Origin of the sequence: Allocatelliglobosispora scoriae, assembly GCF_014204945.1 — a bacterium.
GTDB classification, from domain to species: Bacteria; Actinomycetota; Actinomycetes; order Mycobacteriales; family Micromonosporaceae; genus Allocatelliglobosispora; species Allocatelliglobosispora scoriae.
The window spans coordinates 752,860-775,173 of record NZ_JACHMN010000001.1 but is presented as its reverse complement, the minus strand read 5'-3'; the positions used below and the strand labels follow the sequence as shown (position 1 = coordinate 775,173).

22 protein-coding genes are annotated in these 22,314 nt (G+C 69.2%); 11 read left to right on the top strand and 11 right to left on the bottom strand.

Translation table 11 applies throughout. From position 1 onward, the window contains the following. The first annotated feature begins 15 nt into the window (after positions 1-15). Complete coding sequence (locus F4553_RS03585; RefSeq protein WP_184831960.1) at positions 16-1,038, top strand: DNA topoisomerase IB; 1,023 nt, start codon at positions 16-18, stop codon at positions 1,036-1,038. A gap of 367 nt (positions 1,039-1,405) precedes the next feature. Here F4553_RS03585 and F4553_RS03580 read toward each other — a convergent pair whose 3' ends face one another. Next, positions 1,406-1,894, bottom strand: a complete 489-nt coding sequence (locus tag F4553_RS03580; protein ID WP_184831958.1) for a TspO/MBR family protein — start codon at positions 1,892-1,894, stop codon at positions 1,406-1,408. 181 nt (positions 1,895-2,075) lie between these two features. Here F4553_RS03580 and F4553_RS03575 point away from each other — a divergent pair, with 181 nt between their 5' ends. From F4553_RS03575 to F4553_RS03560, 5 genes are read left to right on the top strand one after another with little or no spacing between them, the layout of a single operon-like run. After that, positions 2,076-2,405: a PadR family transcriptional regulator gene (locus F4553_RS03575; RefSeq protein ID WP_184831956.1), complete on the top strand. Its 330-nt coding sequence runs from the start codon at positions 2,076-2,078 to the stop codon at positions 2,403-2,405. 13 nt (positions 2,406-2,418) lie between these two features. Further along, the gene (locus F4553_RS03570) at positions 2,419-3,279 is read left to right on the top strand and encodes a pentapeptide repeat-containing protein (RefSeq protein WP_184831954.1); all 861 of its coding nucleotides are present in this window, start codon (positions 2,419-2,421) and stop codon (positions 3,277-3,279) included. 9 nt (positions 3,280-3,288) lie between these two features. Further along, on the top strand, positions 3,289-3,591 hold the full coding sequence (locus F4553_RS43155; protein WP_512698867.1) for an ATP-binding cassette domain-containing protein: 303 nt from the start codon (positions 3,289-3,291) through the stop codon (positions 3,589-3,591). Next, the gene (locus F4553_RS03565; protein WP_512698868.1) at positions 3,492-4,058 is read left to right on the top strand and encodes an ABC transporter ATP-binding protein; all 567 of its coding nucleotides are present in this window, start codon (positions 3,492-3,494) and stop codon (positions 4,056-4,058) included. The genes F4553_RS43155 and F4553_RS03565 overlap by 100 nt, the downstream gene beginning before the upstream one ends. Continuing rightward, positions 4,055-4,816 (top strand): ABC transporter permease, encoded by a 762-nt coding sequence (locus F4553_RS03560; protein ID WP_184831952.1) that lies wholly within the window; start codon positions 4,055-4,057, stop codon positions 4,814-4,816. The genes F4553_RS03565 and F4553_RS03560 overlap by 4 nt, the downstream gene beginning before the upstream one ends. A gap of 178 nt (positions 4,817-4,994) precedes the next feature. Here F4553_RS03560 and F4553_RS03555 read toward each other — a convergent pair whose 3' ends face one another. Continuing rightward, the gene (locus tag F4553_RS03555) at positions 4,995-6,884 is read right to left on the bottom strand and encodes a sialidase family protein (RefSeq protein ID WP_184831950.1); all 1,890 of its coding nucleotides are present in this window, start codon (positions 6,882-6,884) and stop codon (positions 4,995-4,997) included. Between the two features lie 500 nt (positions 6,885-7,384). Here F4553_RS03555 and F4553_RS03550 point away from each other — a divergent pair, with 500 nt between their 5' ends. The 5 genes from F4553_RS03550 to F4553_RS03530 all read left to right on the top strand — a co-directional run bounded on the left by F4553_RS03550 (position 7,385) and on the right by F4553_RS03530 (position 11,881). Further along, complete coding sequence (locus F4553_RS03550) at positions 7,385-8,437, top strand: SagB/ThcOx family dehydrogenase (RefSeq protein WP_184831948.1); 1,053 nt, start codon at positions 7,385-7,387, stop codon at positions 8,435-8,437. Next, on the top strand, positions 8,434-9,567 hold the full coding sequence (locus F4553_RS03545; protein ID WP_184831946.1) for a nitroreductase family protein: 1,134 nt from the start codon (positions 8,434-8,436) through the stop codon (positions 9,565-9,567). Before F4553_RS03550 ends, F4553_RS03545 begins: the two co-directional genes overlap by 4 nt. After that, positions 9,561-10,823, top strand: coding sequence for an MFS transporter (locus F4553_RS03540; RefSeq protein WP_312875109.1), 1,263 nt, complete (start codon positions 9,561-9,563; stop codon positions 10,821-10,823). Before F4553_RS03545 ends, F4553_RS03540 begins: the two co-directional genes overlap by 7 nt. Before the next feature lie 10 nt (positions 10,824-10,833). Further along, positions 10,834-11,250, top strand: coding sequence for an acyl-CoA-binding protein (locus F4553_RS03535; protein ID WP_184831935.1), 417 nt, complete (start codon positions 10,834-10,836; stop codon positions 11,248-11,250). Positions 11,251-11,485: 235 nt separating this feature from the next. After that, positions 11,486-11,881 (top strand): hypothetical protein, encoded by a 396-nt coding sequence (locus F4553_RS03530; protein ID WP_184831933.1) that lies wholly within the window; start codon positions 11,486-11,488, stop codon positions 11,879-11,881. A 50-nt stretch (positions 11,882-11,931) separates the two neighbouring features. Here F4553_RS03530 and F4553_RS03525 read toward each other — a convergent pair whose 3' ends face one another. From F4553_RS03525 to F4553_RS03485, 9 genes are all read right to left on the bottom strand, one after another. Beyond that, positions 11,932-12,453: a GNAT family N-acetyltransferase gene (locus F4553_RS03525; RefSeq protein WP_184831931.1), complete on the bottom strand. Its 522-nt coding sequence runs from the start codon at positions 12,451-12,453 to the stop codon at positions 11,932-11,934. 295 nt (positions 12,454-12,748) lie between these two features. Then, on the bottom strand, positions 12,749-13,702 hold the full coding sequence (locus F4553_RS03520) for a hypothetical protein (protein ID WP_184831929.1): 954 nt from the start codon (positions 13,700-13,702) through the stop codon (positions 12,749-12,751). A 40-nt stretch (positions 13,703-13,742) separates the two neighbouring features. Next, the gene (locus F4553_RS03515) at positions 13,743-14,324 is read right to left on the bottom strand and encodes a GNAT family N-acetyltransferase (protein ID WP_246465807.1); all 582 of its coding nucleotides are present in this window, start codon (positions 14,322-14,324) and stop codon (positions 13,743-13,745) included. Positions 14,325-14,384: 60 nt separating this feature from the next. Then, positions 14,385-14,963, bottom strand: coding sequence for a dihydrofolate reductase family protein (locus F4553_RS03510; protein WP_184831927.1), 579 nt, complete (start codon positions 14,961-14,963; stop codon positions 14,385-14,387). A gap of 128 nt (positions 14,964-15,091) precedes the next feature. Continuing rightward, positions 15,092-17,908, bottom strand: a complete 2,817-nt coding sequence (locus F4553_RS03505) for a DUF5682 family protein (protein ID WP_184831925.1) — start codon at positions 17,906-17,908, stop codon at positions 15,092-15,094. Further along, on the bottom strand, positions 17,905-19,020 hold the full coding sequence (locus F4553_RS03500) for an ATP-binding protein (RefSeq protein WP_184831923.1): 1,116 nt from the start codon (positions 19,018-19,020) through the stop codon (positions 17,905-17,907). Before F4553_RS03500 ends, F4553_RS03505 begins: the two co-directional genes overlap by 4 nt. A gap of 12 nt (positions 19,021-19,032) precedes the next feature. Then, positions 19,033-20,346: a VWA domain-containing protein gene (locus tag F4553_RS03495; protein ID WP_184831921.1), complete on the bottom strand. Its 1,314-nt coding sequence runs from the start codon at positions 20,344-20,346 to the stop codon at positions 19,033-19,035. Next, positions 20,343-21,731 carry a hypothetical protein gene (locus F4553_RS03490; RefSeq protein ID WP_221469678.1) on the bottom strand — a complete coding sequence of 463 codons (1,389 nt, stop codon included), beginning with the start codon at positions 21,729-21,731 and terminating at the stop codon, positions 20,343-20,345. The genes F4553_RS03495 and F4553_RS03490 overlap by 4 nt, the downstream gene beginning before the upstream one ends. Next, positions 21,731-22,234, bottom strand: a complete 504-nt coding sequence (locus F4553_RS03485) for a hypothetical protein (protein ID WP_312875078.1) — start codon at positions 22,232-22,234, stop codon at positions 21,731-21,733. Before F4553_RS03485 ends, F4553_RS03490 begins: the two co-directional genes overlap by 1 nt. Positions 22,235-22,314 lie beyond the last annotated feature (80 nt).

Genomic DNA, 22,314 nt, shown 5'->3' with positions numbered 1-22,314 from the left:
GGGTAAGTGCTAGCCATGGCACGTCTGCGGCGCAGCGACTCGCACTCCCCAGGCATCGAGCGGGTACGGCGCGGTCGAGGCTTCAGTTACCACTGCGGCGGGTCGAAGGTGACCGACCCGGAGACCCTGGCGCGCATCGACGCCCTCGTGCTTCCGCCCGCCTGGGACAAGGTGTGGATCTGCCCCGACCCGCGCGGTCACCTGCAGGCGGTCGGTGTCGACGCAGCCGGTCGGCGGCAGTACCGCTACCACGATCAGTGGCGAGTCCGCCGCGACGCCGCGAAGTTCGAGCACATGCTCGATGTCGCAGCGACCCTGCCCGCGCTGCGCGCAGCAGTCGCCACAGACCTGGTGAAACGATCACTGGCCCGGGAACGGGTCCTCGCCGGCGCTGCGCGCCTGCTGGACACCGCGGTGATCAGGGTCGGCGGCGAGGGGTACGCCAAAGACGACCCGGTACTCGGCGAGGCGACGTTCGGACTGGCCACACTGCGCCGTGACCACGCGACCGTCACCGGTTCGTCCGTGCACCTGCGTTTCAGCGGCAAGGGCGGCCACGAGTTCGACCTGTCGGTCCCCGACAGGTCGCTCGCCACCCTGGTTCGGAGGCTGCTCGACCGCGACGACGACAACGCCGAATTGTTCGCCTGGAAGGACGCCGACGGGTGGCACGACCTGCGTACCCAGGACATCAACGATTACCTGCGCACACAGACCGGGATCGAGCTGACGGCGAAGGACTTCCGGACCTGGCACGCCACGGTTGCCGCAGCGGTCAGCCTGGCCTGCTCCGCACCGTCGCAGTCGGCGTCAGCGAGGCGCAAAGCCGTCAGTGAGGCCATGCGCGATGTCAGCGACCTGCTGGGCAACACTCCCACCGTTGCACGGAAATCGTACGTGGATCCCCGACTCATCGATGCTTTTCACCACGGCGACACCATCCCTGTACCGGAGGGCACGGACGTCGCCTCGGCCTTCGCGGATCGGCGGGTGTGGGCCGACGCCGAAGCAGCCACGGCCGATCTGCTGAGCAGCTGAGGCGTGCCGGGTCCAGTCCGGCGTATCCGTGCTGGTGGATGGCCACGACAACAGCCCGCGCACCACTGCCCGGTGCCATCGGGCTGCTATGAGGCTGCCGCCACTGCTGGCGCGAGGTAGGCCGGTTGCTCAGTCGTACTCGAGGACCGCACCACTCCCGTCTGAGTACGTGGCGCGGTGGCAGGCCGGACCGAAGTTCCGCCCGAAATCAACCTAGGATGCCTTAGGGGTTGTGATCTACTTCCCCTCGTCCGGCAGCGGCCTGGACGGCGCGGTGATGGAGGTGCTGAACCCCGGCCCGGCGGTTCCTCGTGAGCATGGCGGCTTGGCTGTAGTCGGCGAAACCTGCTGTGGCAGCCGCTACGGATCAGGTGTTGAGTTGCCAGACGGCGAAGTTCAGAGCTGAGGCGAAGGTGACCCACATCCAGTAGGGGACCAGCAGCCAGGTTGCCGGCTTGGAGATCCGCCAGAACATGATGATGGTGACGCCGATCAGTATCCACAGGGCCACGATGTCGACGAAGGCGAGCCCGAACAGGTCTCCGCCGAAGAACAGCGGTGTCCAGATCGCGTTGAGGACCAGTTGCGCGGCGAACACCGCGATTGCCGGGCCGATGCCGGACTTGCGCCAGACCAGCCAGCCCGAGACCGCGATCATCGCGTAGAGGGCGGTCCAGACCGGGCCGAAGATCCATGACGGTGGAGCCCAACCGGGTTGCTGGAGGGTGTTGTACTGCTCGGCGGTACCGGTTACGGCGAGGGTGCCGATGAGCGCCGTCACGGTGACGGCGGCCGCGAACGCGGCGAGCCCCAGCCATTGGCGTGATCGCGGTTGGTGGATCGGGTCAGAAGTCATGCTGTTCCGATTCCCGGAAACAGCGTTTCCAAACTTGAGCGTAAAGGCCGCATTGACGCATTCGACTGCTCCGTTGCATGGTTCCGCGCCGAAACCACCATGCGCATCCCCATACCATGCTTCTCAAACTACCTTGACAGTCATAGTACTTCCGGATACGGTTCCGTAGGAGGTGGAGGGCATGAGCACGAGCAAGGTCACATCAGATCTGCTCCGCGGAAACACGGACACGATGATCTTGCGGTTGCTGGCGGAGTCGGACCGGTACGGCTACGAGATCGTCAAGTTGATCGCCGAGCGCTCGCGGGGTGAGTACGAGCTGAAGGAAGCCACGATGTACTCCAGCGTCCGGCGCATGGAGGCCGACGGCGACATCACGTGGTACTGGGGTGACGAATCTCAGGGCGGGCGCCGCAAATACTTCCGGATCACCGAAAAGGGCCGGGCGACCTACACCCGCAACAAGACCAACTGGGAGTACGCCAAGCGCGTGCTCGACACACTGCTGTGAGGGGACAACCGCGATGAACGACAGGCTGCACGAGTATGTGGACGGCGTCTTCGCTCCCTACGAGGGCACGAGGAGCGTCAGCGATCTGAAGGCGGACCTCCTCTCGGACCTGCGGGAGAGGTTCCGCGAGCTCCGGGCCGAGGGCAAGGACGAGGCGACGGCGTTCGCGGTGACGATCGACAGCATCGGTGACATCGAGGAGACGGTTCGGGAGGTCTCGAACCTCTCCCGGGTGCTCGAGCGGCAGGTGGTGACCCGGTTCGATGCCAGCGATCTGCGGGGCAGCGATTTCGCGGGCGTCTCGGCGCGGTCGGGACGGTTCGGGGCGAGCGCGCTGCGCGGGTCGGACTTCTCCAACGCCGACCTCACCGGCAGCAGGTTTACGAGCAGCGATCTGAAGGACACCACCTTCGACGGCGCCGACTTGACCGATGCGGTCCTGACGACGGCGGAGCTGAAGGGCTCCACGTTCCGCCGGGCTCGGCTTGTGCGCACCAACTTCAGCACGTCTGGGCTGCACGAGGTCGAGTTCGCCGACACCGCGCTCATCGATGTCGCGTTCCGTCAGACGGACCTGCGGCGTACCGTCTTCGAGCGCTGCACCTTCACCGGAGTGGACTTCACCACCTCCGATCTGCGCGGTATCGCCTTCGACGGGGAGAGCTTCACCGGCGTGAAGTTCGACAAGGCGGCGCTGGAGGGTATGTCGCTGCGCGGCGCGATCCTGCGCGACTGCTCGTTCCGCGGCGGCTGGAGCAACAAGTACTACAGGTCGCTGCGGACCGTGGTCTTCGACGGGGCGCGCCTGGACAAGCTGACCTACGCCGCGCTCAAGGGCTTCGGCGTCGAGCCCGCCAACGTGATCGTCGAGTAAGGGCACCCCATGGAAACGCCACCCCTCGCCATCCGGGTCGACGGATTGCGCAAGTCCTACGGGACGCTGCAGGTCCTCGACGGTGTGGACTTCGCCGTGGCCAGCGGCAGCATCTTCGCGCTGCTCGGCTCCAACGGCGCGGGCAAGACCACGATCGTGCGCATCCTCGCCACCCTCCTCAAGCCGGACGGCGGCACGGCGAGCATCGCCGGATACGACGTCGTCACCGAGCCGGAGCGGGTCCGCGAGTCGATCAGCCTGACGGGGCAGTTCGCCGCAGTCGACGCCATCCTCACCGGCCGGGAAACCTGATCATGGTCGCCAGGCTGCGGCAGGTACGCAGCCCCGGCCAGGTCGCCGACGACCTGCTCCGGCGATTCGGCCTCGCCGACGCGGGCGGCCGCCGGGTGTCGGCCTACTCCGGTGGCATGCGACGACGGCTCGACATCGCCATGAGCCTCATCGGCAGCCCGACGGTCGTGTTCCTCGACGAGCCCACCACCGGACTCGACCCCGAAGGCCGCCTCGAAGTCTGGAAGGAGATCCAGAGCCTCGCCGACAGCGGGACGACAGTGCTGCTGACCACCCAGTACCTGGAGGAGGCCGAGAAGCTCGCCGACCGGATCGCCATCCTGCACCAGGGCACGGTCATCGTTTCCGGCACCCTGGCGGAGCTGCGCACACTGCTCCCGCCCGCGAAGGCGGAACTCGTGGAGCGGCAACCCACCCTGGAGGAGATCTTCCTGTCGGTCGTCGGAACCAAGCAGGCGCGGCCATGAGCGCACACGTCCTCAGCAACACCGGCGTCATGCTCGGCCGGTCCATCCGGCACATCACCCGCAGCATGGACACCATCATCACCGTCACGATCATGCCGATCGCGTTCATGCTGCTGTTCCGCTATGTGTTCGGCGGCGCCATACAGGCCGGCACCGGCAACTACACCAACTACCTCATGCCCGGCATCCTGCTCATCGCCATCGCCAGCGGCATCTCCTACACCGGCTTCCGGCTCTTCAACGACATGCAGAGCGGCATCTTCGAACGCTTCCACTCCATGCCGATCACCCGTTCCTCCGTCCTCTGGGGGCACGTACTGACCTCCCTGATCTCCAACGCCATCTCGGTCGTCGTCATCATCGTGGTCGGGCTGGTCATGGGATTCCGCACCTCGGCGGGAGTGCTGGCCTGGCTCTCCGTCGCCGCGATCCTGGCACTGTTCACCCTGGCGCTCACCTGGGTCGCGATGATCGCCGGGCTGGCGGCCTCCTCGACGGACGGCGCGACCGCCTTCTCCTACCCGCTGATCTTCCTGCCTCTCATCAGCTCGGCGTTCGTCCCCACCGATACCATGCCCGGACCCGTGCGAGCCTTCGCCGAGCACCAACCGGTCACCGCCATCGTCAACGCCATCAGAGCGCTGCTCGAGCAGCAACCGGTCGGCACCGACATCTGGGCTGCCTCGGCCTGGTGCGCTGGTATCCTCGTCGTCGCCTACGCCGTCGCCATGTGGGTCTACCGTCGCAAGATCGCTTGACCTTCTGAGAACGCATCGGAGCGGCCCTTCACGGAACTCCGGCTCTCCTGCAGGGCGCTCGGTGACGCCGCGTGGTAAGCGAGACAGACAATAACGTCGAATCGGTGGCTGCCGTCGTCGAAGACCTCGACGCCAGCCACCGGTTCGACGTCACAACACCGAACGCCCGCCGACGGACTCAGCTGATCGGCACCGTGGCGGTGACGATGTCCTGATCGTTGGCGTACTCGATCGTCTGGCCGTTCGGAGGTCGCGCGGTGCACACCGCCGGCACGACTGAGTTCGTGCAGGGGAACTGGGCCTTCGCCCGCGTGTCCGACCACACCGGATGGGCGGTCGTCGCCGTCGCGTCGATCTGAATGTAGTCGCCGTAATACGCCGGGCGGAACTGAGTCGGCGGCGGCATGCTCGACGACGTCACCCGGACGTGTCGCCGGCGGTTCTTCGTGATCTCCGTCAGGGTGATGTCCGAGTAGCCGGCGCCCTTGGTGTCGTACTGCCGGTCGTAGTACGCGACCACCAGGGTGCCGCGTGGGCTGAAGGCGATGCCGTGCCAGAACTGGTCGGACGTGGCCTGGCCCGGCGCCGTGGTCACGATCGGGAGGTTGCGGACATCGGTGGTGGTGCCGTCGAATGTTCGCCCGCCGTCGTTCGAGGTCGACAGCACGATGTCGTTGTTGCAGCCGGCTTTCACGCCCTTGTATTTCGCACCCGGGTCGTCTCTGGGAACCTTGAATCCGTCGGGCACGCAGCCGCTGTTCTCATTCGAGTTCCGGCTGATGTAGGAGCCGTAGCCGACGACGATCCGGTTCGGATTCGTGGGGTCCGCGGCAGCGAGCGGATAATTGGCGGCCCGGAAGGTGGAATTGCTGGTGGCACCCTTCTCCGGAATGCAGTCCGAATACGGGTTGGCGCCCTCACCCTGATAGCTGTCGCAGTCGGGGAGATCGTAGTAGTCGCCGACCTTGACAGGCGCCGAGAAGGTCACTCCGCCATCGGTCGACCTGGAGGCGAGCACCTGGAACTTGTTGTCCGGCCCGTCCATGGGGGTGTTGTAGTTGTTGTAGACGATGTTGAGAGTGCCGTCGGCGGCGACCACCGGCTGTGCCGCCTGATTGACATTGCAGCGACCCTGTGGAGCGGGAAGCTCATGCTGGTACGTGCAGAGGGCGGAATCCCGGCTCACCAATACGGGAGGTGAGAATGTCTCCCCGAAATCAGCGGAGTGGGACGCGTAGATGTAGGCGGTCCCGTCGTTGCCGAACCGCGTCCACGTCACATAGAGGCGGTCCCGGAAAGGGCTCGAGACGTTGCTGTCGGCGACGATGAGCTGCTTGTCCTCCTCCGCGTCGCCCTGGCCGTCCACGTCGCTCTCCTCGGCCACCGGCCGTCCGGCGAAGTTCCAGGTGGCGCCGCCGGTGCCGGTTGAGCGGAAGATGTAGACGCCGCTGGACTGATCGTCGGACGGAGTCTGGTAGGGGCCGCGGTTGAACATGCCGCAGGCGTAATACGCGTTCCCGCGGCTGTCCCAGGTGAGTCCCGGGTCGCCGCCGGCCTGGAAGTACTGCCTGGCCTTGCCCCCGAACGCCGTACCCCGCATGAACTGCGTGGGGATCACCGCGTCGCTCCAGCTCCGTCCGCCGTTGCTGGAGTAGCTGATGCCGCAGTTGGCGTCGCCACCCGAGTAGTCGTGGTAGGCGACCGCGATCTGGTTGCGGTTGCGCGGGTTGATGGCCAGCCACGGCTCGTTCTGCGCCTGACCGCGCCCGTGCAGGTCGGGATCGGCCACGGCCTGCAGCCGCTGATTGACCCTGACCTCGAGCGCACCGCGGCGCGGCTCGGCGGGGCCCTGGAACGGTTGCGTCGCCTGCACCGCTGCGCGCTGCGTCCCGGCCTCACCCTGAAGCCGGTCCACCAGTGCGCCGGAGGCGATCCTCTTCTGCACCGCGCTCAGGTCCTCATACCGCATCGGCCGCGCTTGCGATGCGGCCGGTTTCTCGGCAAGCGTGAGGCCTGCGCCGATGAGGACGCAGGCCGCTAATGAACATGCCATACGAGCAAATCGCATGAAACACCCCCGTTAATCCGAAGAGGATCCTCATGGTAGGTATCGATGGATGTGGTCGCAACGCTTATGGATCTTCATCGGGATATCTCACGCCACTAGCTGCCGAATCAACTCATATGATCTATGTCACATTCAATCATACTCCTCGATCGTTGACGCACTTAAAGCTATCGATGGACGATCAAAGGGTCTCGGCCGAGGCAATCGTCCAGTCCAGAACAACTTCTGGCCTGAAATGTCACGGAGGATGGAAATGGCCAAGACTCTCGTCAGTAAGCCGAAGGTCGTCGCGATCATCACGCCGACCGGCTCGGTGAAGGTCCGCCGGACCACGCCGCTCATCGTCGCCAAGATGCAGCACCCGGGCTGATCCTGATCGCCTGAAGTGAACGGCGGGCCTCGCAGCCAAGCTGCGGGGCCCGCTCAAGGAAAGGGGGAATGCCGCCGTGCTGCTCGAGGAAAGATATGAGCTCTCACCTATTGTGAGAATCGAACGATCATTGATCGACGCAGAAGTCATCAAAGTATTCAGCGGTTCGGGATCCGACCGCGAGAACCTTGAATTCACCGACCAGGCGCTTCTGACGTGGCTCCTCTCCTGCACCGACGGAGCCGATCCCGCGTCCCTGGCGCAGGCCCTCGCCGGGCACCTGGGCACCGACGCCACCGAGGCGTACAAGATGGTCGAGTTCTTCATCGAGAACGGCGTCCTCGTCACCACCGCGACGTCGGCCCGATACCGCGTCAAGGGCGAGCCCTGGGAACGCCGGGGCTGGCGCGACGCCTTCGACTTCCACGCCGCGACGACCGGACTGCGCTTCGAAAAGCTGTGGGGCAGCGACTACGCGCGGGAACTCTTCGAAAGCTACGTCGCGGACCCTACCTTCGGACCTCAGCCGACCATCTTCAAGGACACGCCGCCGGGACAGGGCCAGTCCCTCGGCGACGGCGTCGCATGGGATCCGCTCCCCGTCAGCGCCGTCCTGGAGCGGCGGACGATCGCCGACGGTCCCGCCGCCGCGACGGTCGGCATGGACGCCGTCGCGAGCCTTCTCAGTCACGCGTTCGCCACCCAGCGGACGATGGAGATCATGGTGCTGGGGCCGCACCAGCAACGGTCGTACCCGTCGGGCGGCGCGCGGCACCCCCTGGAGCTCTACGTCGGCGTCCGCCGTGTGCCCGGTATCGAAGCGGGCGTCTACCACTACGACCCGCTGAGCAAGGAGCTCACCCGCGTCGCCGGCAGTGACGCCGCCGAACAGCTCGACGCGGCCGCGCCGCAGGCCGTCAGCGCTCCGGTCGTCCTGTTCATGACGTCCCGGTGGATCCGCCACCTGTGGAAATACCGGTACGCGAGGTCCTACCGGATGGTTCTCATGGAGGCCGGACACGCGGCGCAGTCCCTGCGCATGGCCGGGGCGGCTCTCGGCCTGGACGTCGTCTCCACCGCCCAGGTCGCCGAGACGGCGATCACCCGGCTGCTCGGGCTGGAGGACCAGTGGGACGAATCTCCCCTCTACGTGCTGGCGGTCAACGGAGGGCGAGACAGATGACGCAGGCCCCTGACGCGCAGACCATCGCATCACCCGACCAGGAGATGTGGCTCGTGCCGCACACCGCGGTGACCCGCTCCCTGACAGAGCCCACCGGATTCCGGATCGCGTGGGGCGAAGGCCCCGCCCGCGACGAGATCACCGACCTGTCACCGGCGCTCGCGGAGTGGCTGCTCTCCCTCAACAGCCCCGTCACCCCGCGGCGGATGGCACACACCCTCCAGACAGCGCTCCGCATCCCCTCCGCCGAGGCGTCGGCCCTCGTCGCCGGGCTGATCAACCGGGGCCTGTTCGCCTCACAACCGCACTCGCTGTCCGAGGGCCACCGGATCTGGTCGGCCATCGGCTGGCACGACGCCGCGGCGCTGCACAGCGCGACCCGCGACACGGCGCTGCGGTACGAACCGCTCGACGCGCCCACGGACGACCTGCCCTCGGTCACCGACCACACCTCCGTGCATGCGGTCGCGCTGCCGCCGGTCAGCCGGAGCCTGGACCAGGCCGACTTCTTCACCGCGTTCAAGGACCGGCGGACGCACCGCAACTTCCAGAACACGACACTCACCGTGCAGCAGCTCGCCGACCTGCTGCACTGGACCTTTCGGCCGGCCGTCCCGAACGGCCCGGCCGCGGCGGAGGACTCGGCATCCCGCCCGGTCACCCCGTTCTCGGCACAGCGGCCCGGTGCGGACCTTCCGGCCGAACCGCTGACGGCGTTCGTCCTGCTCGACCCCAAGACCGGTCCCGCCGAACTGCTCAAGGTCGACTGGCGCTTCCGGTACTCCGCCCGGCACCACACGCTGGAACCCGCCGGCAACGGACCCAAGATCGAATCCATCAGCGAGTTGCTCTGGGACCAGGACTTCAGCGTCGGCGCCCCGGCGTTCATCATCTTCTGCGTCAACTGGCGCGAGTACATGGCGCGCCACCGGTCGTCATACGGCTACCGCTTGTCTCAGCTGGACCTCGGATCCTTCATGCAGACCGCCTTGGTGGCGGCGAGCGCCCTGCACCTGAGGACGTTCCTGACGCCCGCGCTCGACGACGAGCGGTTCGCCCAGATCCTCGGCACCGAGGACAGCGAGCAGGCGCCGTGCTACATGCTGGCTATCGGAGGTCGTGAATCCTGAGCACCTCAGTCACGTCGGCCCCTCGGTGGGTCGATCGCCTCAGCAGGCTGGTCCTCGGCGACGTCGTCTCGGCGTCGCTGTGGCCCATTCTGATCATCACGCTGCTCAGCACTACGGTGTTCTCCGGGGTCTGGGGTTATGTGGGCGTCTGGGCGATCACCGCGGTCCAGGCGTCCCCCGGCGACGTGGGCGTGATGTTCCTCGCCTACTCGGTCGCCTCCGGCATCTCCGGGTTCGGGGGCGGCTGGTTATCCGACCGGGTGGGCCGCAGATCGGTCATGATCGTGGGCTGGGGCGTGGCCTCCGTCCTGATCGCCGTGCTGCCGCTGGCCCGGAGCAGCGTGTGGCTGGCCCTGTCGCTGGCGGTCCTCGCCATGGTGATCGGCGCGCCGGCGACTTCGGCCTGCGCCACGGTGATCTCGGATCTCACGGACGAGGGCACGAGGGAACAGGCGTACGCGGCCACCCGGGTGATGTTCAACATCGGCTCGGTGCTGGGACCACCCCTCGCGGCGATCGTCCTGATCGCCCGGAGCTGGACCCTCCTGTTCGTCGCCGGCTCCGCGGTCGGCCTGATCACCGTGGCACTGGTGCTGATGACGCTGCCGCGTGACCACCCGGGCGATCGCACCGCCCCGGAGGTCGCCGCGGCGCCCAGACCGGAGAGGTTCGTCATCCTCCGCGACCGGCCGTTCCTGTTGCTGCTGCTCTCCACCCTGCTCGGCTGGTTCATCTACGTGGCGTTCTCCTACGTGCTGCCGGTGGTGGCCGTGGCGGACTACCACACCGACCCCGTCGCCTGGGGCTTCATCGCGGCCATCAACCCGATCATCGTGGTGCTGTTCCAGATGCGGACCTCGCGGTGGACCGCGGGCTTCAGCCAGTCCGGGAAGCTCTTCTCCGCAAGCCTCCTGATGGGTATGCCCTTCCTCCTGCTCGTCGTCCTCCCTAACGCGTGGGGGGTGGTGCTTCTGACGCTGCTGTTCGTCGTCGGCGAGATGCTCTGGGCGCCCGTCTCGCAGTCGCTCTCCGTCAGCATGGCCCCTGGCAGCATGCGCGGTTCTTACATGGGCGCGTTCCGCGGCGTCAGCCAGGTCGCCATGGGACTCGCGCCCTTCGTCGTCCTGCGCGTGTACGAACTGGGCGACGACATCGCCTGGGTCCTCCTCGCCGTGGTGTCGGTCCTCGCCGCGGTCGGAGGGTGGGCGGCGGCTGCCGTCGCCAAGAGGACAGGCCGCGTCGGACAGCAGACGTAGACGGGGGCGGGTGATCGCGGCGGCGGTTCAGCGCAAGCGCCTCGAACGACTTCAGTTCAGTGGTGTTGCCGTAGCTTCACTGGGGCTGACCTCGGCCACCTCGGCCATGGCCGCCGACGCCCACCCGGTACGGCATGCGCCGATCCTGGAGACCTTGACGCTTGAGCAGCGGTTCCTGGCCTGCGTCGAAACCGTTACCCAGCTCAACAGCACACCCACCAGCGAGGAACAGCTCGAGCTGTATGCCCTGTTCAAGCAGTCCACCGTGGGTGACAACACCACCCCGAGGCCGACAAGCCTGTTCGACCTCGCCCGGCGCGCTCGTTGGGACGCTTGGACTCGGCAGAGCGGCAAGACTCAGAACCAGGCGATGCAGGACTACATCTCCTTCGCCGAGGGGCTCATCGACACCTACGGCATTCACTGAAGCTTCGTATCCGCGGCTGGCGGACCACCACGATTCGCCAGCCGTACGGGCCTTCCCCCACGACGATGGGGTCAAGGTGGGCGACCGCGATCAGGTCGTAACGGCGATGGTTGGCGGGACTGACCGGCGACGGCCGTGATCGGGCAGGATGCGAGGCAGCCTGTCGCGCGGTGGCTCTGGTGATAGGTGGAGATACGTTGCATCCCTGATGAAAGCGGCCGTAGGGTCCTGCGTCATGAAGATCTTCATTCGCTGGGTTGCTGTGGTCGCCGCCGTCCTCCTGGCCGGCACTGTGTTCGCCGCGCCAGCCTCAGCTGCGCCAGACGCCGTGTGCGCCAAACCCGTCGCCGGCTCGGACTGTCCCGGGGCCGGGCAATGGGAATACAACGGAGACAAGATGCATGTTTGCGACCTCTATGCCGACGGCAAGTCGGCGGTGGTGATCGCGTGGCTCAACGACGTGCGGGCACCCGACAAGTGGCACACCTCCGGTGCCAGGGATTGCACCGAGCGGTCCTACGGCAACCTCATCGAGGGTACGCACATCGACTTCATGGCATGTCTCGGCAAATACAGCACCAACACGGTCTACTGGGACACCTGCGGCTACATGCTGTCCTCCACCGCCTGAACCGACGCCGGTGGCCTGCCCTTCCCGGCCTCTGGCGGTCGGTGGGCAGGTCAGCGGCTGAGTGTGATCCAGTAGCGGCGGACCCGGACGTGACCGGTGTCCAGGATGCCCTGGAGCACGCCGCCCTGGCTCTCGATGGTGCGCGCCGAGGCGAGGTTGTCCTCCAGGCAGGGAATGAGCACCTGGTGCAGGCCCAGAACGGTGCGGGCCTCGCGGAGCATCTCACCCAGGGCCCAGCTTGCCAGGCCGCGTCGGCGTGCGGAGGGACGTACGCCGTAGCCGATCTGGCCCAGGTTGTCGTCCGGCCGGTGCCGCAGCGCGATACCCCCGAGCACCTGCCCGTCCTCGACGATCCACCGGCAGGAGGCGTGCCGCTCGTCGGGGCACGGTTCCCCGGCTCCGTGGTCGAGCCGGACGCGTCGCCGCACCCAGTCGGCGAGGCTGTCGGGGGAGTCCAGGTCGTCGTCGGGGCCGATGCCGAAGCCGTCCTCGTGCAGACCGGGACCCCAGTCGTCGCGGCAGTCCTGGAAGGCGGCGTACAGGCTGGTGGTGGGCGATATCAGAGTTGGCATGCGGGCCACCGTAGTCGCGGCCCGGGCCGGTGGCGATCCCCTCGAATCCACCGTGGATCATGCCTGACGGGCCGTCCTCGTCTTCGATGAGGCCGCCTGTAGAGGAGGAGTACGTGTGCTCTCGCTCGGGCGGTCCTCGGCGGCCTGGGGGTGGTTAGATGGCCTTTTCCAGACCGGCGCACCCCCTCGTGCGCCGGTCGAACATAGACGATGTGAGTGAACTGTGTCACAAAGTGGTGGCGGCGCAGTTGAAGGGGGCGCGACACCTGCGCCGCCGGTGCGCCCGTGGCGGCCGTCAGTCGCGGTAGACGGTGTCCCCGGGCCGCACCGCCACCGGGTCTACGACCAGGGCGGTGTTGTGCCCCGCCCGGGCCGGGCCGCGGTGGCAGATCCCGGTCAGCACCTCGCGCACCATGGTGGTCTCGGCGGTGCCGGAGCCCAGTACGCCGATCCGGTCGCCGGTGGCCACCACGCCGCCGGCGACCCGGCCGGTGACGACGAGCTCGCCTTTCGGGCCGGTGAACACGTCCTCGACCGGCATACACATGGACGCGGCCAGGGGTTCGAGGGCGGTGACCGCCTCGGCGTGCACCGGGTCGGAGGTGGCGAGGAACTCCGCGGTGAACGCGGTGACCCGTGCCGGATCGAGCAGCCAGGCCACGACCCGCTGCTGGGCGGCGAGGGTGCCCTGGCCGTAGTAGGCGTTCTGCAGCATTCTGCGGTCGATGATCGCGCCGGTGTTGGTACGCAGGAACGACAGCAGCTCCTCGGTGTGTGCCGCCGAGGTTCCCCACCGACGCAGGTAGGGCTCGGGTTCTTCGCCGATCAGCAGCGCGCCGCAGAGCACCTCGTCGGCGCTGGAGGCGGTCTGGCCGGCGAGGGCGGCGTCCCAGTGGGCGGCGGTGAACGCCCGGACGGCGGCGACCTCGTGGGCGGGCCAGGACGGCAGCCCGCCATAGGTCAGACGGCCGTAGAGGCTCTCGAGGTCGGGTCCGTGGAAGCTCTCCAGCGCGGCGAGTTCGAACAGGCGGGGCAGGAAGTGTTTGAGGTCCGCGAGGTCGCCGAAGGTGAACAGGGCGGAGAAGGCGAAGTGGCGCAGGTGGTCGACGGTGAGGTCGCGCAGCGGCGCCGTGTGGAGGTCCCGCTGGTCGAGGTCGCTGGTACAGCAGGGGCACCCCGCGATGGCGTCGCGCAGCGGGTACGCCGCGAACACCCGGTAGAGCTGCTCGATCGCGGGTCGCAGGCTCATCGCGTCCTCCTGGGACCCCGGGGGCGAAGGGAGCGGGGACTCAGCGGGCTGGAACCGGCTCGGACGAGGGCTGCCACTCCCGTTTGAGCAGCCCGTAGACCCACGAGTCGGAGACATCGCCGTTGACGATGCAGTCCTCCCGCAGCGTGCCTTCGCGCACGAACCCGAGCTTCTCCAGCACGCGGGCGGATGCGACGTTGCGGGTATCGGTCTCCGTCTGGACGCGGTTGAGGTCCAGCGTGTCGAATGCCCAGCCCAGCAGGGCGCGCGCGGCCTCCGTCGCGTAGCCGTGGCCCCACGCCGCCTCGGTGTAGCAGTAACCCAGAGACGCGCTGCGGTAGTCGGGATTCCACCCGTTGAAGCTGCACCAGCCGAGAAAGGCCCCGTCGGAGGCGCGATCCACGGCCAGCCGCGCCCCGGAGCCCTCCTCCGCCATCTGCCGGCAACCCGAGATGAACCGCTCGGCGCGGGCGCGGTCGCTCCACGGCGGCGAGTCCCAGTAGCGCAGCACGTAGGCGTTGCTGTGCAGCGCGAAGAGGTCGCCGGCGTCGGCGTCGTCGAAGGGGCGCAGCCGGAGGCGGGCGGTGTGCAGCGTGGGGGCGGGCAGCGGCATGCGCGTCATGTTCCCTGCGATGCCGACCAGCCGCAACACGTTATCCGGCTCGCCGCCCGGCGGGCGGACTCAGGGGTGCAGGCTGGGCCGGTAGATCAGCTCCTGGATGTTGCCGTCCAGCGTCCGGGTCTCGATCAGCTGAAGGTCGAAGTCTGCGGCGCCCTGGAAGATCGGGGCCAGCCCGGTGCGTCCGGTGATGACGGGGAACACGGTCACCTGTACGCGGTCGACGAGACCGGCGGCCATCAGCGCCCGGTTCATCGACAGGCTGCCGTGCGAGCGCAGCGGCACGTCGGACTCTTCCTTGAGCCGGGCCACGACGTCGACAGCGTCGCCGTTCGCCACCGCCGCGTTCGGCCAGTCGAGGGGCTCTTCCAGCGTCGTGGAGACGATCGTGGCGGGCAGGTTCCGCATCCGGGTGACCCACGGGTCGCGCACGTCGGAGTCCTCGGTGCTGGCGGCCAGCATGTCGGTGAACTCGCGGTAGGTGGTGGCCCCGAAGACCATCCGCTGGTCCTCCTCGTACTGGGCGAGGCGGTGGGCGAGCAGTTCGGGGCCCTGCTTGCCCCAGTATCCGGTCCAGTCGCCGCTGGCGGCGCCGTAGCCGTCGAGGCTGGAGAAGACGTCGAAGGTATAGCTGGCGGCCATGGTGTCCTCCTCGGGTACCGATTGATCCAGTCTATGAATACCGGCCGGGCGGCACGGCTAAACCGGGCGGTGGCCGAAGGGACTCCCTTCCGCCACCGCCCCGACCCGTGCCGGGCAGGCGGCGGCGCTCAGCCGGGTCCGATCGCGGCCAGCAGCGCCTCGGCGGACTCGGGGTGGCGCTGCAGCAGGCCGTGCGCCTGATGCGCCTGATGCGCCTCCTGCCCGCCGTCGAGCTGCCACCCGTCCTCGCAGCCGAGCAGCGCGGCCAGCGCGTCGGCGGCCGCCGGATGGCCGGCCAGCAGCGCCGTCGCCGCAGACGGCCCGGTCGGCCTGCGCGCCGCAGCCTGCGGGACCGCGGCCGCCGCCGACCACGGCGGGGTCCACGCGTCCACGGCGGCGAGCCCGGCGGGGAAGATCCGGCCCGCCTCCCTCACCAGCAGGGGAGCCAGGTCGCCGCCCTCCTTGCGCAGCGTCGTGATCAACGCGGGCAGCCACGGCAGCAGCACGGTGTCGGGCAGCCGGCCGAAGGCGGTGGAGATCGCCTCGACGACGAATCCGACCAGCCCCGGCACCGGTTCGAGCGCCTGCAGGAACCCGCTGAGGTACTGCGGGTAGGCGGGCAGCGTCAGCGGGCTGGACAGCAGCGCGTCGCACCGCTCGCGCAGCTCGGCCCGGGTCATCCCGCCGAGGTGGTAGCGGGCCGCCCAGTGCAGGGCGGTCTTCGCCGGTGCCTGCGGATGCGATTGCGCCACCGCGATCTCCAGCTGCGCCCGGTCGCAGCCGAGCGACAGCGCAAGGCTCTCCATGCTGAACAGGAAGCCGAGCATCGCCGCGACCTGCTGGGCGCCCGCCTCGTCGTCGACGAACGCGGCCGGCAGGAGCGTGCAGTAGTGGGCGTAGCCCGCCTTGACGAACCCCTCCAGCCAGGCCGGCAGCACCGGCTCGGTGGCCCGGTAATGGGCCAGCAGCCGCCTGGCCCGGCGCAGCACCTCGGGCGCGTCGTCGACGGTCCGCTCGGCGGCGAGCAGCTCCACGGCACGGGCGCCGAGCTCGTCGGCGAGCCGGGCGGAGCGCAGGTAGAGCGTGGCGTCCTCGACCGCCCGCAGTGCCACGGCTGCCGTCGCCTGCGGGTCCCACACCGACCGGCGCAGCCGCTGCTCGAGCACCTGCTCGATGGTGACGCCCTCGTAGCCGATCTCGACCAGGTCGCGCTGGTGCGTGCCGATCGCCACGTCCCAGGACTCCTGGATCGCCTTCTCGCCGAGCGTGCGTTCGCCCATGATCGGCCGCACCGCACCGGTGGGCAGCAGGTACCGCAGGATCCACAGCACGTCGGAGCACTTCGCCAGCTCCGGCTTGGCCGCGATGTCGAGCAGGGCCCGCTGCACGCCGCGCTGGTCGAGCTTCAGCCCGAGCGGTGTGAGCCGGTCGTAGACGTCGCGGGCCAGCGGGGGCAGCGCGTCGTAGCCGACCTGGCCGATCCGGTCGCCGCCGAGCAGGATCTCGCAGAGCCGCCGCACGTCGCGCCTGCCCGGGACGGCGTCCTTCTCGATGCAGGTGACGGCGGCGTCCTGGAAGTCGTAGGGCGTCGGGCGGGCCCGCCCGCGCATCCCGGCGAGCAGGATCGATGTCTCGAAGACCGCGATGGCGTCGGCGGTGCTGGCGAGGTAGCCGTTGCGCCGGGCCAGCCGGACGATCTCGACGCACCACCCGAGCAGTTCGTCCTCGTCGAGCCGGTCGAGGACCGGCGGCCGGGCCAGGAAGCCGGACAGCTGGTCGGTGACCGGGGCGCCCGGCACGGCCGGCGCGACCGGCTTGGCCTTCTTCGGCGGCTTACGGGTGCCCTGCTGCCCCTCCAGCTGGTACGGCGTGACACCGGACCTGGTCAGCGACTTCGCCCAGACCGCCGCAGCGATGGACACCGACCCGGCGGCCAGCCCGAACTGCGCCTCGATCGACGAGTGGCTCGACGGGATCAGCCCGTAGCGCCAGACGGTCGCGGTCCGGGGGGTGATCTCGAAGGTGTCGGTGCCGTCCACCCCGAACTCGGCGACCCGGCTCGCGGCGTGGAACGCCCCGCAGACATACAGGCAGTCACCGGGGTCGGTGCCGGAGGCGGCGAGGTGCTCGCGCATCCGGGTCCACATGTAGCGCTCGCGGTCCTCGTCGACCCGCACCCGGTCGTGGCGGCCCGGTGCCAGCCGGCGGAACAGGCTGCCGATCAGCACCAGCACCTGCCGGTAGGTGTCGTAGTCGGCGTCGGCGAGCGGCTGCTCGACATACTGGTCCCACCACTCCGACCAGTGCCGCACCCGGCCGTGGTGCAGCAGGTGCGCCTCCAGCTCGGCGAAGCGCGGCCGCAGGTCGCCGATCTCGACCCCGACCGCGTCGCCGTGCATGGCGGCCTCCTCGGCCGGCGGGCTCTCGGCGTCAGCGGGCTCGGCCGGGGCGGGCTCGGCCGCTGGGTCGTGGTCGCGGGGCTGCCACTGGTAGACGTGGTCGGTCGACCGGTCCACGAGCACCAGCTCGACACCGGGCGTGTCCAGTGCGTACGAGATGGCCTGGTACTCCGCGGACGCCTCGGTGATCGGCGCGACCACCGACAGCGGCGACCACTCCTGCGGGAAGCCGTCGACCTCCCCGGCGAACGCCTGCACCGCGACCGGCAGCCGGCAGTTGCGCAGCTCGGTGAGGAGCGGCGCCATGTCCTCGCACAGCTCCAGGTAGACGACCCGGGGCTGTTTGGCGCGCAGCCGCCGGGCCATCGCGATCGCCGACGCCGGCGAGTGGTGGCAGACAGGGAAGATCTCCAGCCGTTCGGCGAGAGCCCGGTCGACGTCGTCGACGATCCCGGACAGGATGCCAGCGAGCGCGTCGGGTCCGTCGGCGAGCGTCGCGGCGGCGTCGAGCAGCTGCCCGCGCAGCGCGTCGAAGGTGGTCGTCACGACAATGTCGCCAGTGCCTCGCGCCCGCCGTCGAGGAACGCGGGCCACTCGCCGCCCTCGGCCTTGCTGCGCGGCTCGATGACGCCGTGCCAGTATTTGTTGAGGATGGCGAGGTCCTCCGGCGCCCGCCGGGCGAGCGTTCCGACCAGCGACCCGGCGAGGGTCTGGGCGCGCAGCTGCCGGTCGCCGAAGAAGTTGCTGTGCAGGATCGCGTCCTCCAGCACGCCGATCTGCTCCGCCGTCGACAGCGCCGACTCCAGCTTCTCGTCGTCGCTGCCCGCTGCGGCGGCGCCGGCGCGCAGGTCGGCGAAGCTCTGCAGCAGGATGTCGAGCAGCGTCGGCGGCACCTCCAGCTCGATCTGGTGGCGGCGCAGCAGCTCGACCGTGCGGAACCGGACGATCTCCGCCTCGCTGCGCTTGTTGGTCACGACCGGGATGCGGACGAAGTTGAAGCGGCGCTTGAGCGCCGACGACAGGTCGTTGACGCCCCGGTCGCGGCTGTTGGCGGTGGCGATGATGGAGAAGCCGGGCTGGGCGAAGACGATGTTGTCGTCCTCCAGCTCCGGGATGGAGATGTATTTCTCGGACAGGATCGAGATCAGCGCGTCCTGCACGTCGCTGGTCGACCGGGTCAGCTCCTCGAAGCGCCCGATCATGCCCTTCTCCATCGCGGTCATGATCGGCGAGGGGATCATCGAGTCGCGGGACTGGCCCTTCGCGATCACCTGCGAAACGTTCCACGAGTATTTGATGTGGTCCTCGGTGGTCCCGGCGGTGCCCTGCACCACCAGGGTCGAGTTGCGGCTGATCGCGGCGGCCAGCAGTTCGGCGAGCCAGCTCTTGCCGGTGCCCGGGTCGCCGATGAGCAGCAGCCCCCGGTCGGAGGCGAGGGTCACGATGGCCCGCTCGACGAAGCTGCGGTCGCCGAACCACTTCTGCGGGATCTCCCGGGCCAGCCCGTCGGCGCGCTCGGAACCCAGGATGAACAGTCGGACCATGCGCGGGCTCAGCCGCCAGGTGAACGGCTTCGGGCTGTCGTCGATGGACTCCAGCCAGTCCAGCTCCTCGGAGTACTTGATCTCGGCGGGGGCGCGCAGCATCTCGGCGGTCATGGTGCATGTCTCCTAAGAAGCGAGGAAGTTCTTGAGTTCGAACACGAGCTTGCGAATGTGGCCGGAGATCACCGGCGTGCCGAGGTCCTTGAACCGCTGGCGGAACCACGGGTTGACGCTCTGGGTGCCGGAGCTGTTCACCGAGCCGACCGGGATCAGCTTCACCCCGGACCGGTGGACGGCGACCATGCTGTCGTAGAGCGGCTGGGAGCGGTCGAACTCGTAGAAGTCCGAGATCCACACCATCACCGTGTTCTGCGGCTCGGCGATCTTCGGCCGGGCCATCGCCATCGCGACCGGTCCGTCGTTGCCGCCGCCCAGATTGGTTCGCAGAAGCGTCTCGAACGGGTCGTGCACCCACGGCGTCAGGTCGATCGCCTTGGTGTCATAGGCGATGAGGTGCACATCGACCCGGGGCAGCCCGGCGAAGATCGAGGCGAGGATCGTGCAGTTGACCATCGAGTCGACCATCGAGCCGGACTGGTCCACCACCACGATCAGCCGCGACGGCGTCGTCTTGCGGGCCGTCTGCCGGTAGAACAACCGGTCGACGTAGAGCCGCTCGTCCTCCGGGCTCCAGTTGGTGAGGTTCTTCCAGATCGTGCGGTCGAGGTCGAGGTTGCGGAACACCCGCTTCGGCGGCACCGACCGGTCGATCTTGCCGACGGCAGTGCGCTCCACCTGCGTCCGCAGCACCGACGCGACGTCGTCGACGAACCGGCGGATCAGCGCCTTCGCGTTCGCCAGCGCCACCCCGGACAGGTTGGACTTGTCGCGCAGCAGCTGCTCGATCAGCGACATGCTCGGCGTGAGCTTGCCCGCCAGCACCGGATCGGCGAGCACCTCCCGAAGGTGCATGCGCTTGACCAGGTCCGCCTCGATCTCGCCGAGCATCGGCGCCACCGGGGACTGCCCGCCGCCCTGCCCCGGTCCTTGGCCGAAGGCACGCCCCAGCCAGCCGGAGTCGGACTGCCACCGGCCCAGCTGCGTCGCCGAGACGGTGCCCCGGCCGGTGTCGAAGACGTTGAGCAGCAGCTTCGACGCCATCGCGGCGCGGCGCACCTCGGCGGCGCCGTCCCGCTCGTCGGACTCGGGCGGCGTCATCAGCCCGTCGAACTCGGCGGCGAGGTCGGGGAACCGCTGCGCCACGTTGTCGACGGAGACCGAGGGGTCCAGCAGCGCCGCCGGCAGGCCGATGTCCTCCACGATGGACAGGCTCGCCGCCTCGAGCGCCGCCTGCTCCTCCCGGTCGAACAGCCGGGCGATGAGCCGCCAGTAGAGGACCTGGCGGCGGTTGGCGTCGGCGTCGGTGATCGGTTCGCTCATGCCCGCAGCAACCGTCCCGCCCGCTCGCGCAGCACGGCGACGGCGTCACCGGCTGCCGCTTCGGCCTTCACCGAGGCGGGGGTGGTCGCGGGACCGGCCCACTCGCCGCCGTGGACCGCCGTGGTCTTGCGCTTGACGGTCGCCTCGACCGCCAGCGGCTGCAGGGTCCACCGCCCGGCGTCCCATCGCAGCAGGCCCAGACAGGCGGTGGACGACGCGACCAGCGCGGCTGTCAGCGGCCCGGCGGCCGGCAGCCGGTCGACGTCGACCTCGAACGGGTGCCCGCCGATGGTGAACGTGACGCCGCCGTCGTGCGCCGTGGCGGCGTACCCCTCGATCAGGATCGGTTCGGCGATGCGGACCGGGTGGCGCTGCAGCGGCTCGACCGGCGCGGGGGTCGCGCCCGCCAGCTGCACCCGGGCGGTGGCGAACGGATCGGCGGCCGTGCCCGGCCGGGCCCTGTCGTCGTCCCAGAGCAGGTCGCCGCCGGTGGTGGCCGGCATGTCGACCAGCTCGACCGCGCGGTGCTCGGCGAGCGCGGCGAGCAGGCTGCAGTGCGCCCGCAGCAGCTGCCACACGCCCCGGCCGACGATCGTGTCGACCTTGGCGGCCGAGACGCTCGCCCGCACCAGCCGGGCCGGGGAACCGTCGGCGGGCTCCAGCACCGCGTGGATCTGCGCCTGCACCGCGGTGGGGTGCTCGTGCAGCTCGACGCCGAGCGGCAGCAGCCGGCCGGAGACCGCGCCGACCTCCGCCGTCGCCGCCGCCCCGGGCTGGGAGAGCAGCATCGCGCGGCTCCACAGGTCGGCCCAGCGGCGGACCGGCACCCGCGCCAGTGTCGCGCCCGGACTCGACGCGCGCAGCTCGGCGGCGAAGCCGTCCAGCAGCACCGCGAGCCTGCGCAGCGGGGGCTGCGCCCAGGTCGCGGCGACCACCTGCTGGGAACCGGTCACCAGGTCGTGGTCGATGCCCCGCCACCCGGCGACCGCCAGGTCGGACAGCCAGGACCGGGACGCGGCCAGCAGGTTGGCGCCGGCCGCCTCACCCGCGGCGGCGGCAGACCACTGTGGACGGACCAGTCCGGTCGCCTCGTCGAAGCGGGCGAGCAACCCGTCGTGCACCGCGCCCAGCAGCGCGGAGCGCGCCGCGGCGAGCGCGGCGAGGTGGTCGTCGGAGACGGACCCGGCCACGACCTTCGCCACGGCGTCGGCGACCCGCCGGCCCAGCGGCGTCACCGACACCGCGTCGGCGAGCGCGTGCAGGGCGGCGACCTGCTGGGCGTCCGGGCGCAGCAGGCCGGTGACGAGCACCCGGTCGAAGCCGTCCACCACGGCGAGCGCCTCGTCGACGCCGTCCACCGGCGAGCCGATCAGATCCCACCGCATCAGCGCACCGCCGCAGCGGCCGGGAACCAGGCGAACTCGGCCACCGGCGCCGTCGTCGCGGGCAGCTCCAGGTAGGACAGGTGCCGCAGGAACCGGCTGAACACGGTGGCCGCCGGGGCGGGTTCGTGCCGGGGATGCATCGCGTGGGTCAGGTCCCAGCCGCTCTGTGCGCCCTCGCCCAGCTCGACGTGCAGGTAGCGGGCGACCTGGTCCAGCCCGTACTGCACGATCGCCTCGTCGACGAGCGTCTGCAGGTGCTTGCAGAGCGAGCCGCGGGCGCCGCCGCACGGCCGGTTGTTGTTGGTGCTGCACGAGAACGCGTGCTCCCGGGCGGTGATCGACGAGACGTAGACCCGCTCGATGTCCGAACCGCTCGACACGACCCCCTGCAGCCGGCCGTCGGCGAGCTCGACGAAGGGCGCCTTCGCGAGTTTGCGGGGCCGGGTCGGCGGCACCACCCGCACGGCGCTGTGCTCCTCCCACGGCGGTTTCACGTCGTTCACCTGCGTAGACCTCCCCTGACGGCTGGGACCGGCTGAGATCCCCTCAGCGGTGCGGTGACAGTAGCGTCGTGGGCTGACTT

Coding starts and splice junctions, on each gene's coding strand:
- F4553_RS03585 (WP_184831960.1), top strand. CDS start 16: ATGGCACGTCTGCGGCGCAGCGACTCGCACTCCCCAGGCATCGAGCGG.
- F4553_RS03580 (WP_184831958.1), bottom strand. CDS start 1,894: ATGACTTCTGACCCGATCCACCAACCGCGATCACGCCAATGGCTGGGG.
- F4553_RS03575 (WP_184831956.1), top strand. CDS start 2,076: ATGAGCACGAGCAAGGTCACATCAGATCTGCTCCGCGGAAACACGGAC.
- F4553_RS03570 (WP_184831954.1), top strand. CDS start 2,419: ATGAACGACAGGCTGCACGAGTATGTGGACGGCGTCTTCGCTCCCTAC.
- F4553_RS43155 (WP_512698867.1), top strand. CDS start 3,289: ATGGAAACGCCACCCCTCGCCATCCGGGTCGACGGATTGCGCAAGTCC.
- F4553_RS03560 (WP_184831952.1), top strand. CDS start 4,055: ATGAGCGCACACGTCCTCAGCAACACCGGCGTCATGCTCGGCCGGTCC.
- F4553_RS03555 (WP_184831950.1), bottom strand. CDS start 6,884: ATGCGATTTGCTCGTATGGCATGTTCATTAGCGGCCTGCGTCCTCATC.
- F4553_RS03545 (WP_184831946.1), top strand. CDS start 8,434: ATGACGCAGGCCCCTGACGCGCAGACCATCGCATCACCCGACCAGGAG.
- F4553_RS03530 (WP_184831933.1), top strand. CDS start 11,486: ATGAAGATCTTCATTCGCTGGGTTGCTGTGGTCGCCGCCGTCCTCCTG.
- F4553_RS03525 (WP_184831931.1), bottom strand. CDS start 12,453: ATGCCAACTCTGATATCGCCCACCACCAGCCTGTACGCCGCCTTCCAG.
- F4553_RS03520 (WP_184831929.1), bottom strand. CDS start 13,702: ATGAGCCTGCGACCCGCGATCGAGCAGCTCTACCGGGTGTTCGCGGCG.
- F4553_RS03515 (WP_246465807.1), bottom strand. CDS start 14,324: ATGACGCGCATGCCGCTGCCCGCCCCCACGCTGCACACCGCCCGCCTC.
- F4553_RS03510 (WP_184831927.1), bottom strand. CDS start 14,963: ATGGCCGCCAGCTATACCTTCGACGTCTTCTCCAGCCTCGACGGCTAC.
- F4553_RS03500 (WP_184831923.1), bottom strand. CDS start 19,020: ATGACCGCCGAGATGCTGCGCGCCCCCGCCGAGATCAAGTACTCCGAG.
- F4553_RS03495 (WP_184831921.1), bottom strand. CDS start 20,346: ATGAGCGAACCGATCACCGACGCCGACGCCAACCGCCGCCAGGTCCTC.
- F4553_RS03490 (WP_221469678.1), bottom strand. CDS start 21,731: ATGCGGTGGGATCTGATCGGCTCGCCGGTGGACGGCGTCGACGAGGCG.